The 15,431-nt window shown below is 47.8% G+C and carries 1 protein-coding gene (only partly in view); it reads left to right on the top strand.

The features are described 5' to 3' along the window. Positions 1-15,431 carry the 3' portion of an amino acid adenylation domain-containing protein gene (locus ACQ5DJ_RS19455; protein WP_429843905.1) on the top strand. The gene continues 6,052 nt to the left of window position 1, outside the view, so 15,431 of the gene's 21,483 nt are visible here — the last part of the coding sequence; its start codon lies off the left edge, out of view; its stop codon occupies positions 15,429-15,431.

Raw genomic sequence — 15,431 nt, 5'->3', positions numbered from 1 at the left:
TTCGTGACAGTTTCATCATTAGAAAAACAACGGATGAACTGGAACAAGTGCTGGCGCCAAAAGTTTCTGGACTCGTGCATCTCGATGAGGCAAGTAAGGATATGGCGCTCGATTTCTTTATTCTCTTCTCCTCTGGGGTGGGGTGCTTCGGGAATGCGGGGCAAGCTGATTATGCTGCTGCCAATGCCTTTATGGATCAATACGCCAAGTATCGCCGTGGCTTGGTGAGAGCAGGTGAACGACAGGGCCAAACACTCTCCATCAATTGGCCGCTGTGGAAAGATGGCGGTATGCGTGTTGATGAAGCGACAGAGAAGATCATGGAGAGTAGAGGCATGGTAGCGATGCCGACTGCAAGCGGCATTCAGGCGCTGTATCAAGGGGTGGCTTCTGGCTCTGTGCAAACGCTAGTTATCGAAGGCAATCTGCCAGCACTCAAGGAACAATTGCTAGGTACTCCTGTCGTGTCGCAGCTCGATTCCACACCGATGCAGGATGCGAAGCTATCCGTCGATGCAGGCGTGTTAAAAGAGAAAACGCTCTATCAGCTAAAAGTGATGTTCGGTCAAGAGACGAGGCTTGGAGCAGGTAAAATCGCTGTCGATGAACCGTTCGAAATATACGGAATCGATTCGATAATGGTGATCCAGCTGAATAAAAAGCTAGGTGATGTCTTTAGCGAATTGTCCAAGACCATCTTGTATGAATATCAGACTCTTAACACCCTTGCAGATTATCTCGTCGCTGATCATCATCAGGAATGCGTGAAGTGGACGGGGCTTGATCGTCAGGCTGTGGTCAATCGAGGAACGCCAACACTACTGGCGCGTAACGACCGTGAAACATTCGGCTATGAACCGACTCGCAGTGTAGCCGTGCAATCAGGAAATCAGATCGCGAGGGAGCCGATTGCCATTATCGGCATGAGCGGACGTTATCCAAAAGCGCGATCGTTGAACGAGTATTGGGAGAATCTGAAATCTGGAAAGGATTGCATTGCAGAAATTCCAGAGGAACGCTGGTCACTGGATGGCTTTTTCGAACCTGATCCAGACAAAGCTGTGGCAGAAGGAAAAAGCTATGGCAAATGGGGCGGCTTTGTAGACGGATTCGCAGACTTTGACCCTCTCTTTTTCAATATGTCCCCGTGGGAAGCGATGCATTTTGATCCACAGGAACGATTGTTTATGGAGTCTTGCTGGGAAGTATTGGAGGACGCAGGTTATACGAGACAACTGCTTGCAGAAAAGTACAATCGACGAGTCGGAGTGTTTGGAGGGATCACAAAAACAGGGTTCAGCTTGTATGGACCTGATTTATGGAAGCAGGGTGAATTGATTTACCCGCACACATCTTTTAGCTCACTGACGAATCGTGTTTCCTATTTCCTCAATCTTCAAGGTCCGAGTATGCCGATTGATACGATGTGCTCCGCTTCGCTCACAGCGATTCATGAAGCGTGCGAGCATCTGTATAACGGGGATTGTGAACTGGCGATTGCCGGCGGAGTCAACCTGTATTTGCATCCTTCCAGCTATGTCTTTTTGTCAGCGCTGCATATGCTTTCCGTAGATGGACAATGCAAAAGCTTTGGGCAAGGCGGAAACGGTTTTGTACCGGGAGAAGGCGTAGGTACAGTGCTGCTCAAACCACTGTCAAAAGCAATTGCGGATGGCGACCATATCTATGGATTGATTCGTGGAACCAGCGTGAATCACGGCGGAAAAACCAATGGCTATACGGTACCGAATCCAACTGCTCAAGGAGAGCTGATTCGTCAGGCGTTGGATAAGGCAGGCGTTCATGCCAAAACCGTAAGCTATATAGAAGCGCACGGAACAGGCACGGAGCTTGGCGATCCAATTGAAATTACGGGGCTCATCCAAGCCTTCCGCAAGGACACGCAGGATACGGGATATTGTGCTATTGGTTCCGTTAAATCCAATATTGGTCACTTAGAAGCGGCGGCTGGAATAGCAGGAGTGGCAAAAATTTTGCTGCAAATGAAACATCAACAACTGGTCCCAAGCCTGCATGCGCAAGAATTGAATCCGAATATTCCTTTTTCGAAAACGCCTTTTGTCGTTCAGCAGGACTTGGCTGAATGGAAACGACCGCAAATGGAAGTGAATGGAGAAACGAGAGAATTCCCGAGAATTGCCGGGATTTCTTCTTTTGGTGCAGGCGGGTCCAATGCACACGTCGTGATTGAGGAATATATTCCTCAGGCCAAGGAACGGCCTTCGATTACGATCACTCCGCAAAATCCGGCGATCATCGTCCTTTCAGCAAAGAATAAGGAGCGTCTCATTGAACAAGTGCAAAGACTGTTAGCGTCGATTGAGGAGCAGTCCTTTACAGATGTGGACCTGGCTGATATTGCGTATACGCTCCAAGTGGGACGCGAGGCAATGGAAGAACGCATGGCCCTGATGACGAGCTCACTTACAGAATTGATAGAGAAGTTGCGTAGCTTTCTTGCAGGTGATGACGGCTTTGCCGACCTCTATCGCGGTCAGGTAAAACGCGGCAAAGAAACAGCAGACATTTTCGCAGGCGATGAGGAATTGCAAGAAGCGATTGAAAAATGGATGCAACGCAAAAAATTCTCCAAGCTTCTCGATTTCTGGGTGAAGGGTTTGCATTTCGATTGGAATAAACTTTATGAAGCAGAAAAGCCTCGTCGGATTAGCTTGCCTGCGTATCCTTTTGCCAGAGAGCATTACTGGTTGCCAGAACCAAAGAAACAACCGTCAACCAACACAAAAGGTACACGTGGTCTAACTGCTTCCCTACATCCTTTGCTGCATCAAAATACTTCGGATCTCAGTGAGCAAAGATTCAGCTCTACTTTTGATGGTCAGGAATTCTTTTTATCGGATCATGTTGTAAAAGGAAAGAGAATCCTGCCAGGGGTTGCTTATCTTGAGATGGCTCGAGCTGCTGCGGAAATAGCAGCGGGAGTGCTGGAAGATGAGCAATACGCGATGGAGCTTAAAGATGTAATATGGGCGCAACCGATCGTGGTGGAAGACAAGCCTGTTCAGGTCCACATCGGGATTTATCCTGAGGATAACGGCGACCTTCGTTATGAAATATACAGCGAACCACAGAAAGAACAGGCTGAATCGGTCATACACAGTCAAGGAAGTATGGTGTTTACAGCGATCAATGCTGCACCCACGCATAATCTCGATGGGATCAAAGCCCGATGCAGCTATCGCACGCTTCATGCAAGTGAGTGTTATGAAGCTTTTCAAACAATGGGACTTGTCTATGGTCCAGCCCAGCAAGGAATTGAGCATGTGTACGTGGGAGAGGGACAAGTATTGGCCAAGTTAGCTATGCCTTCCAAAGTTGCCGAGACGCAAGGAGAATACGTCTTGCATCCGAGCATGCTGGATTCGGCCTTACAATCCTCTATCGGATTATTGCTTGGTACAGACGATAAGGCCATTCTGAAGCCAATCCTGCCTTTTGCACTGGAGAAGCTGAGTATTTTTAGCCAGACTACTTCCCAGATGTGGGTATGGATTCGACAGGCTGACGGCAATAGGACGGGAGACAAGGTACAGAAAGTAGACATTGATTTGTGTGACGTCCAAGGAACGGTTTGCGTGCGTATGCAGGGTTTCTCCGCACGAGTGCTGGAAGGCGAAGTTGAGACGGTGGATTCAAAAGGGCAACTCGGAACCCTGCTGGTTCATCCTGAGTGGAAGGAACAAGCGGTTGTGAGCAACGCCGAAGCCCCTGACTATACACAGCGAGTCGTGATGATTGTAGAACCGGATGGCGTTTCTTGGAACAATCTCCAAGGCTACTTGAATGGAGTTCGTTGCAATCCTTTGCGTTCCTCACAAGAAGCCATTGCCGAGCGTTTCATTGATTATACGACGCAGGTATTGGAGGAAATTCAAGAGATTCTTAAGCAAAAAGTTCGCGGCAAGGTATTGGTTCAGCTTGTCGTTCCCGTGCGAGCAGAACAGCCGTCTTTCACTGCATTCTCTGGATTGCTGAAAACGGCGAAATTGGAGAATCCTAACGTGTTTGGTCAGGTAATGGAGGTAGAATCAGGCGACGACGAATTCGAGATTGCTGAAAAAATAAAGGAAAATGTACAATGCCCATTGGATGTTCAGATTCGATATCAATCTGGTAAGAGATATGTATCTGAGTGGGTAGAACTGGAGGCTACACAAGGGGCGAGCATTCCGTGGAAAGACGGTGGGGTTTATCTCATCACTGGCGGGGCAGGCGGACTGGGGTATCTTTTTGCCAACGAAATTGTACAAAAGGTTCAACATGCAAACCTGATTCTGACAGGACGTTCCCCGTTGGATGAAGAGAAGCAAGGTAAACTCCAGGAAATGAAAAAATCGGGAGCAAGAGTTGAATACCGCCAAGTTGATGTGACGCAGAAACAGGAAATGGCAGAATTGATCCGCACGATTCAACAGGACTATGGGCGTCTTCATGGCATTATTCATAGTGCTGGCGTGCTTCGTGACAGCTATATCCTCAAGAAAAACAGAGAGGAGGTCCAAACGGTTCTCTATCCGAAGGTTACGGGTCTCATCAATCTGGATGAAGCCAGCAAGGATGTAGAACTGGATTTCCTGGTGATGTTTTCCTCGGTGGCAGGCAGCTTGGGAAATATCGGACAAGCTGACTATGCTTGCGCCAACGCCTTTATGGACGGATTCGCTCACTATCGCAATGGATTGGTTGCGTTACAGCAACGTCACGGACAGACATTGTCCATGAATTGGCCGTTGTGGAAAGAGGGCGGAATGCAGGCTGACGCAGAGGCTGGTGACATGTTGAAGCATAGTATGGGAGTAGTCGCTATGCAGACTTCGACGGGTATTGCAGCTATGTACCAAGGCTTAGCCTCCGGAAAAGCTCAGGTCATGGTGATGGAAGGTGATCTGGCTAAGCTCAAGCAAATACTGTTTTTGCAAACACCAGTCAACAGTTCTCAATCGAAGCATGCTCCTGTCCGATCGGAAGCTTCTGTAACGGTGGGTACCGGTAGTCTGTTGCAAAAAGTGGAACTTGCTTTGATGCACACCGTGTCGGAGCTGCTTCAGGTTCAACCGACGGATATCGATGTCAAAGTGGAGCTGTCTGAACTCGGGTTTAATCAGGTTCTACTGACTGAATTCGCCAACAAACTAAGTCAGCAATATCGCATTGGGCTAATTCCGACTGTATTCGTGGAGTGTCCGACGCTTCAGCAGCTTGCTTCCTATTTACTTGAAGAATTTGAAGAGATTCTGGTCAAACAGATGCAGCCAGTGGTATCGATCACACCAACCGGGGCAGCGACAAATGAAAGACAAACGATCACCACTGTGGAACAAAATGTCCTTCATGAGAAAGCGACTCATTTTGTTAAAAAGGAATTTGCCGAGGTTCTACAACTGCCCATAAATCGAATCGAAGAAGATGCCGCGATGGAGACATACGGAATTGATTCGATTCTATCCATGAAATTAACCAACCAATTAGAGAAAAGCTTTGGCTCACTGCCGAAAACGTTATTTTTTGAATATCAAACGATTCAAGAATTGATTGGATATTTCTTGGACGCCTATCGAGACAAATTTATTGAAATCTTGGGACTTACGGAACAGCAGGAAACAGTTGTTATCCAAGAAACAGCATCCGTGACAAAAGAAGAAAACACGTCTAAAAGGTACAGGAACAGCTATCGAGGAAAAAGTCGCAAAGGCTCACGGTTCATTTCGACACAGAAGGAAACCCAACCAGTCAAAGGAGCTTTGGACATTGCGATCATTGGGGTTTCTGGACGTTATCCGAAAGCACGGAATACACAAGAGTTCTGGAACAATTTGCGCGATGGCAAGGATTGCATTACGGAAATCCCTAAAGAGCGCTGGAACCACAGCCTGTATTTTGATGAGGATAAGAACAAACGAGGGAAAACCTACAGCAAATGGGGCGGATTCATAGACGGTGTTGATCAATTCGATCCGCTGTTCTTCAACATCTCGCCTCTGGAAGCAGAAATCATGGACCCGCAGGAACGTTTATTCCTGGAGTGTGTGTATGAAACCTTAGAGGATGCAGGGTATACCCGCGAATCGCTCGGATCGTCTCAAGGCTTCGGACTTGACGGTAATGTGGGTGTTTATGTAGGCATTATGTATGAAGAGTATCAACTGTATGGTGCACAAGAAACCATGATGGGCAGACCGATGGCCCTTGGCGGAAGCTTCTCATCGGTAGCGAACCGTGTTTCTTATTTCTTTAATTTCCATGGTCCTAGCGTTGCTGTAGACACCATGTGTTCCTCGTCTCTAACAGGCATCCATTTTGCCTGCCAAAGCTTGCTGCGAGGTGAATGCGAGGTTGCGATTGCGGGTGGTGTCAATGTTTCGATTCATCCAAATAAATATTTGATGCTCGGACAGGGGAAATTTGCTTCTAGTAAGGGACGATGCGAAAGCTTTGGGGTTGGTGGTGACGGCTATGTACCTGGTGAGGGTGTCGGAGCAGTACTGCTTAAACCTCTGGAGAAAGCAATCGCCGATGGAGATCAAATTTACGGTGTGATAAAAGGAAGCGCCATTAACCATGGCGGCAAAACAAATGGTTATACCGTACCGAATCCGAATGCACAAGCGAGTGTCATTGGACGTGCCTTGAAGGAGGCTGGAATTGATCCACGGACGATTAGTTATTTGGAAGCTCACGGTACGGGCACTTCTTTAGGTGATCCAATTGAGATCGCAGGACTGACGAAAGCCTTCCAAGCGTACACCACAGACAAGCAGTTTTGCTCAATCGGATCAGCGAAGTCCAATATCGGGCATTGTGAGAGTGCAGCGGGAATTGCCGGGATAACGAAAATCCTTCTACAGCTCAAACACGGACTACTAGCACCAACCTTGCATGCGGAGGTACTAAATCCGAATATCAATTTCAGCTCGACTCCGTTTGTCGTTCAGCAAGAACTGGCGGAGTGGAAACGTCCTGTCATTGATGGTCAGGAAATTCCAAGACGCTCGGGGGTGAGTAGCTTTGGTGCGGGTGGCTCGAATGCTCATATCGTCATCGAAGAATACATTCCGGAACATGAACAACGTCCAGCTATCCAAGTAAGTCTCATGAATCCTGCGATCATTCTCCTTTCAGCGAAGAATGAAAGCCAGCTCCACGAACAGGCGCAGCGTTTGTTAGCCGTGATCAAGGATCAGTCCATTTCTGACCTAGATTTAGCGGATATTGCCTACACGCTCCAAATTGGACGAGAAGCTATGGAAGAGCGTTTGGCTGTGATGGCCAGCTCCATTCAGGGGCTTCAGGAAAAGCTTACGCAATTTGTAGATGGGCAGGAAGGCATCACGGATGTATTCCGAGGACAGGTAAAAGGCAACAAAAAGACGATTGCGGTGTTCGAAGCGGATGAAGATTTGAAACAGGCATTCGATGCTTGGATAAGCAAAAGAAAATACGCCAAGCTGCTGGAGCTGTGGGTAAGTGGAGGCGTGGTTAATTGGCACAAGCTCTACGGTGAGAAGAAACCTCGTCGCATGAGCTTGCCTACGTATCCGTTTGCAAGAGAACGTTATTGGATTCCTCAGATGGATACACAATTTGTGCGCGAAGTTGCAGCAACATCAGAAGGGACGCTTTTCCTTCACCCATTGCTCCAGAAAAACACGTCTGAATTGTTGGAGCAGCGGTATAGTTCTACCTTCCGGGGACAGGAATTTTTCTTGGCAGATCATGTTGTGAATGGACAGCAGCTCTTGCCGGGTGTTGCTTATCTCGAAATGGCACGAGAGGCAATCGATCAGTCAGCGGGAGCCTTGAGAGCGGGTCAGAATGGCTTGACGCTCAAAAATATAGTGTGGGCCAAGCCAATAGCTGTCGATGATCAGCCTGTCGATGTTCACATTGGTCTTCAACTGGAAGACAGTGGAGAGATTGGCTATCGAATCTACAGTGAGCATATAGGAAATGAAGTAGAAGAGAGTGTTCACAGTCAGGGAAGTGCCGTATTCCATACGATTGCCGAGACGCCAATGCTTGATCTCGCTATGTTACAAGCCGCGTGTAGCCATGGCATCTTGAGTGGCAGCCAATGCTATGACGGTTATAAAGCAATGGGAATCCATTATGGTCCAGCGCTGCAAGGAATTGAGCAAGTGTATAAGGGCACAGAGCAGGTGTTGGCAAAGCTGTCCTTACCTTTCGCTGTTTTGGGGACAGAAGAGCAGTTTGTGTTGCACCCAAGTATGATGGATGCTGCTTTGCAGGCGGCGATTGGTTTATTTATGGGGGCAGATTTCACTCACCATCTTGGTTCGCTGAAGCCAATCTTACCTTTTGCGCTGGATGAGTTGGAAATCTTCAGTCCATGCACGCCGCAGATGTGGGTGTATATTCGCTACAGTGATGGCAGCAACGCTTCTGATCATGTGCAGAAGCTGGATATTGATTTATGTGACGAGCAAGGAAATGTTTGCGTCAGAATGAAGCGATTTTCATCTCGTAAGCTGGATGGCAAAGTGGAAGACCTCGAAACCACAAAGGAACAAGGAATGCTGATGGTTCATCCTTGCTGGAAGGAACAGGAAGGTGTTCAGAACACGGACACTCCTACCTATGCACAGCATATCGTGATGATGGCGGAAGGCTTTGAATCGTCGCTTGCTAGTATAGCAGCACAGATGAACGAAGTGCGCTTGGTTCCCTTGCAGTCCCAACAGGATAGCATTGCGGACAAGTTCGAGGCCTATGCTTCCCAAGTATTTTTGGAAATCCAAAGCATCCTTCAACAAAAGATACTTGGCAAAGTGTTGGTGCAGGTCGTCGTTTCCGACAAAGCGGAGCAATCATACGTAAGTGGACTTTCTGGCTTGCTGAAAACAGCTCAGCAGGAGAATCCAAATGTAGTCGGTCAATTCATGGAAATAAACCCAGGTGAACATGCGGGAGAAATCGTAAACAAGCTGCAAGAGAATGCCTGCCATCCTATGGACGACCGAATTCGCTATCAAGCGGGTAACCGCTATGTACTGGGTTGGTGCGAAACCAAGCCATTGCATGATGAGGGCACCATTCCGTGGAGAGATCATGGAACCTATCTAATTACGGGTGGAGCAGGTGGTTTAGGGTTGATTTTCGCTAGGGAAATCGCGAGTCAAGCGAAACAGGCAACCTTAATTCTCACAGGACGTTCCCTTTTGCGAGAAGATAAACAAGCGATGCTTCATGATTTGCAAAGGTCAGGGGCGAGCGTTGTCTATCGTCAAGTTGATGTGACGGACAAGCAGGAAGTCGTCCAGCTCATCCAAAGTATTCAACAGGAATTCGGAGGGTTACACGGCATCATCCATAGCGCGGGTGTCGTTCGAGATAACTTCATCCTCAAGAAAACGATAGAAGAATGGAACCAAGTGGTAGCTCCAAAAGTTGCCGGCCTTACGAATTTAGATGAGGCAAGTAAAGAGCAGCCTCTCGATTTCTTCGTCCTCTTTTCTTCGATTGCAGGAAGTATAGGAAATGTTGGTCAGGCAGACTATGCTTGCGCGAATGCCTTTATGGATGGATATGCGAAATATCGGAATGAACTGGTGCAGGCAAAGCAACGTCAGGGTCAAACAGTCTCTATCAACTGGCCACTCTGGAAAGCGGGTGGGATGCAAGTAGATGAAGCAGTTGAGGAGATGGTGAAACAAAGGGTTGGAATGATCGCTTTGCAGACCGCGACGGGAATTCGTGCTTTTAATGAAGCCGTAGCTTCTCGAGAAGATCAGGTGATGGTAATGGAAGGAGACCTGCAACGCCTCCACGAAGCAGTGGTGGGAAGACCGAAGACAACAGAACAAGACGTCAAAGCTTCTACCGTCATACAACCATCCAGTCATCATTTGCCAATGGAAAAAGCGATCTATTATTTCAAAAAGCTCGTCTCTTCCGTGATCAAGCTGCCAATAGACCGCATGGAAGCAGACGCCTTGTTGGAAAAGTACGGAATCGACTCGATTATGGTCATGCAATTAACAAATGAATTAGAAAAAACGTTTGGTTCGTTGTCGAAAACGTTATTTTTCGAATATCAAACCATCGAGGAAATTGCGAAATACTTCCTGGCATCGCATCGAGAGCAAATGATGAGGATCTTTGGTATAGATGAGAAAGAAGCACCAACGGCATCCCCTGTTAAAAAGTCGAGCGTTGCACCAGCGATGGTTGCTGCAACGGCAAAACCGATCAGTAACAACCGTAGGAGCAGAGGTAACGCATTGATAGAAACGACGAGAGAAACCAAACCAGCAAACGACACCTTGGATATTGCCATAATTGGGGTCTCCGGTCGTTATCCGAAAGCCAGAAATATGAATGAGTTCTGGCGTAACCTGCGTGATGGCAAGGATTGTGTCACAGAAATTCCTGAAGAGCGTTGGGATCACAGCCTGTTTTTTGATGCAGATAAGAAAAAGCCAGGAAAAACCTACAGTAAGTGGGGAGGCTTCCTAGACGGTGTAGATCAATTTGACCCGTTATTTTTCAATATCACACCAAGAGAGGCTGAGATCATGGACCCGCAAGAGCGCTTGTTCTTGGAATGCGTCTATGAAACGTTAGAGGATGCTGGGTATACTCGTGAATCTCTCGGCTCAACACCTGGCATGGGTCTAGGCGGTAATGTCGGAGTTTATGTCGGGGTCATGTATGAAGAATACCAGCTCTACGGAGCCCAAGAAACGATGCTTGGCAGACCGATGGCGCTGGCAGGAAGTCCAGCCTCCATTGCGAATCGGGTTTCTTATTTCTGCAACTTTCATGGACCTAGCATGGCGGTCGATACGATGTGTTCCTCTTCACTGACAACCATTCATTTGGCCTGCCAAAGTCTACAGCAAGGGGAATGTGAGGCTGCTATTGCAGGTGGTGTCAACGTTTCCATTCACCCGAATAAATACTTGATGCTTGGACAGGGCAAATTCGCATCCAGCAAGGGACGATGCGAAAGCTTTGGTATCGGCGGTGACGGGTATGTACCTGGCGAGGGTGTGGGAGCAGTCCTGCTCAAACCTCTGGCGAAAGCGATTGCCGATGGAGATCAAATTTATGGTGTGATCAAAGGAACAGCGGTTAACCATGGAGGAAAAACAAACGGATACAATGTACCTAGCCCGAATGCCCAAGCTCGGGTTATTGGACGTGCTTTCCAAAAAGCCGGAATCGATCCACGGACGATCAGCTATCTAGAAGCACATGGTACGGGAACTTCTTTAGGTGATCCCATTGAAATTACGGGCTTAACGAAGGCTTTCGAAACGTATACAAATGACAAGCAGTTTTGTGCCATTGGATCGGCGAAGTCCAACATCGGGCATTGCGAGAGTGCAGCGGGCATTGCTGGGGTTACAAAGGTCTTATTGCAGCTCAAGCATGGACAAGTAGTACCATCCCTGCATGCCGAAGTCCTGAATCCGAATATAGATTTCAGCTTGACGCCGTTTGTGGTTCAGCAAGAGCTGGCGGAGTGGAAACGCCCTGTCATGGACGGACGGGAAGTTCCACGACGTGCCGGTGTGAGCAGTTTTGGTGCGGGCGGATCGAATGCTCATGTGGTGATAGAAGAATATATTCCCAACATGCAAGAGCAGCTTACTGTACGGACAAGTCCCCAGAATCCTGCATTGATTCTCTTATCAGCCAAGAATGAAGAACAGCTTCATCAACGGGTACAACGACTGCTCAGAGCCATTGATGAACAGGGATTGTCCGATACGGATTTAGCTGAAATGGCATATACCCTTCAAGTGGGACGAGAAGCGATGGAAGAACGTTTGGCTGTGATCGTGGGCTCGATGATGGAGCTGGAAGAGAAATTAAAGCAATTCATTGGAGGACAGAAGGACAGAGAAGACCTGTACCACGGACAGGTAAAACGTCATAAAGAGACCTTGGCAATCTTTGCCGCAGATGATGATATGCCGCAAATGATTGATTCCTGGATGAACAAAGGCAAATACGGCAAATTGCTGGACGTTTGGGTCAAAGGGCTGAACGTGGATTGGAGTAGCTTGTATGGGGAGAGAAAGCCTCGCCGGATTAGTCTGCCTACCTATCCATTTAGCAGAGAAGCGTATTGGGTGCCAGGTGGACATACGTCATTTACAGGTGGAGCATCCCTATCCACAGATGAAAAGCTTCTCTTTCGTCCAGACATGCGCATCGTGAAAAAGCAATGGAAGGCTTGCCCAGCGATGCCAACGAAGGTAGCTCATCGAACGGTAGGTATTTTCACAACGGATGAAACGAAGCCTTTGGCGATTCAACTGTCCAATCATTTCGCTAAGAGTGAAATCTTAGAGCTGAACGAGCTCGAATCACGATTCCATCAGGATCAGAGTGAGTGGAAAAACTATGATGGCATCGTAGATTTGGTCGGTTGTGGACATCAGCAGACCGATACGCTGGATTGGATTCCATGGCTGCAACAGCTCATTGAGCATGGTCATAAGGAAGGCTTGAAGCTATTGGGTGTGACAAAAGGCTTGGAGTCTTACCGGAATGACTCGATCAATTTGGCGGGTGCCTCACGTGTTGGTTTGTACCGTATGCTGCAAAGTGAATATAAGCATCTGCAATCACGCCATGTGGATCTAGATTCATTGGCTGATAGAGAAGAACTGGCGCAACAGATTGTAGCAGAGTTTCTCATTGATGATCAGGAAACAGAGGTTTGCTATCGATCAGGTGAGCGTTATCGCGCTTATCTTCAGGAAGAGATAGTAGCAGACAGTCAAGAACCAGCGCTTGTCTTCCCTGAGAGCCATGTTCTATTAATCACAGGCGGTACACGGGGGCTTGGGTATCTATGCGCCAAGCATTTTGTCGAGCGTTACGGTGTCAAAAAACTGGTGCTCACAGGGCGAGAAAGTCTGCCGCCGCGCGAACAATGGGGAGCCCATCAGCCGCAAAGCACTTCTGTAGCAAAGAAAATTCAGGCGATACAAGCTTTGGAAGCGCAAGGCGTCCAGGTTCAAGTCTTATCTGTATCCTTAAGCGATGAAGAGGCTTGGCAACAGCAATTGCATGAGTTGAAACAGACAATGGGGCCAATTGGCGGAGTGATTCATTGCGCTGGTTTTAGCGATGACCAAAATCCTGCGTTTATTCGGAAATCGATGGATGGAATTCAGCAGGTATTACAACCGAAATTGGCTGGGCTGCAAACGATTTACCAAAACTGCAAGGACGAGCCTTTACAGTTCTTCGTTCTCTTTTCATCTGTTTCGGCAATCATTCCGTCCTTGGCTTCGGGCCAGAGTGATTATGCGTTAGCCAATGCCTATATGGATTATTTTGCAGAGGCACATGCAGATTCTTGCCCGATCATGAGCATTCAGTGGCCGAGTTGGAAGGAAACAGGAATCGGTGCCGTTGCGACCAGAGCCTATCAACAAACAGGTCTGGTACACCTCACTGACGAGCAAGGACTGCGATTACTGGATCATATTCTTTTGGAAAAGATAGGTCCTGTTGTTTTCCCGGCAGTCATTAACCAAGAGCTGTGGGAGCCTCATCAGTTGATGCAACACAAAAAGCAAGAAGCTTCTGCTGCGAACCTGTCTTCTCGTCGTCCAACAGCAGGCAAGCCGACACAAAGCGTAGTGGATCTTGTGAAGACAGCACAAACAAGACTGATTGACTTGTTTGCGAAGGAGTTGAAAATAGATCCTGCCAGATTGGAGATAGACAAAGAGTTTCCAGACTATGGGATCGATTCGGTGTTACTGGCTCAAGTCATGAATGAGATCAGTAAATGGTTGGACAAGGACTTGGACCCGACGATTTTATATGAATATCCCACCATCGAAACACTTGCAGAATGGCTGACTAGCAATCACGGAGATTCCATCGCAGACAATCTGACGCTGACTTCTCCTGAAATGAACGACGATCCGAAGAGTCAGCACGTCCAGAGTGAGACTGTGAAAAGTCAGAGGGTGAGTAGTCAGGCTACTCCGTATAGGGAGGGAGAAGCAAAACCATCTGATATTGCAGTAGTGGGGCTCTCTTGCCGTTTTCCGGGTGCTCGTAACGTGGAAGAATATTGGAATTTGTTAGCGGAGGGCCGTTCAGCCATTGGTGCTGTACCCAAAGAACGATGGGGTTATGAAAATTCCTATCATGCAGGACTTCTGGACAACATTACTGCCTTTGATCCTTCTTTCTTCCTGATAGCAAAAGAAGATGCGAAGGCCATGGACCCGCAAGCCTTATTGGTATTGGAGGAAAGTCTTCATCTATGGCATCAGGCTGGATACACAACGAAGGACGTCAAGGGAAAAGCGGTAGGCGTCTACATCGGGGCAAGAAGTAATCATCGCCCAAGTAAAGATCGTCTTCATCAAACCCAAAACCCGATTATGACCGTGGGACAAAACTATTTGGCTACAAATATTTCCCAGTACTTCGATCTTAGAGGTCCTAGTATGGTCATCGATACCGCATGCTCTTCGGCGCTGGTCGGGATGAATATGGCGATTCATTGCCTTCGGAGTGGAGAGATTGAGGCCGCTATCATCGGTGGGGTTAACGTGTTAAGCGGTGATGAAGCGCATCAGATGTTCCACCAAAGAGGAATTTTGAGTGAAGAGCCAGCCTTCCATATTTTTGACAAACGTGCGGGCGGCCTCGTATTGGGAGAAGGCGTAGGAATGGTTTTATTGAAGACTGTGGAGCAAGCACTGGCAGATGGTGATGAAATACATGCCGTCATCAAGGGCGTAGCGGTCAACAATGATGGACGAACAGCAGGTCCTGCCACCCCGAATTTGCAAGCTCAAAAAGAGGTTATGCAGTCGGCACTGGCTAAAGCTGGCGTGAAGCCGGAACAAATCAGCTATATTGAAGCGAATGGCTCGGGTTCAGAGGTGACAGATTTACTTGAACTCAAAGCCATTCAGTCTATCTATCGCTCATCTCATATGGCCGCTTGCGGATTAGGATCGATCAAGCCCAATATCGGTCATCCATTATGTGCAGAAGGGATTGCCAGTTTGATAAAAGTCGTGCTGATGCTCAAAAACCAGCAATTGGTTCCGTTCCTGTCGGGGCAAGAGCCGATGACACATTTCCATATGGAGTCAACGCCTTTTTATTTTCAGCGAAAACTTTCTGAATGGAACGATTCGCCCAGATTAGCAGCGATTAATTGTTTTGCAGATGGGGGAACCAACGCCAACGTCGTTTTACAATCCTGGGAGGAGGCAGTCTCACGTCCGAACAAACGACATTCGATTGCACCTCCGAAGTTAAACCGATTTGACGTCTTCCGTGAAGAGGCAGGTCGTTCAACAAAAACACTGACATATCTGAGCCAGAAACCAAACCATACGACCAGTATTTGGAAGCTACAAATAGTGGAGGGATAA

Origin of the sequence: Brevibacillus sp. FIR094 (assembly GCF_050477165.1) — a bacterium.
Classification (GTDB): Bacteria; Bacillota; Bacilli; order Brevibacillales; family Brevibacillaceae; genus Brevibacillus.
This window is presented reverse-complemented; position numbering and strand designations above follow the sequence as displayed.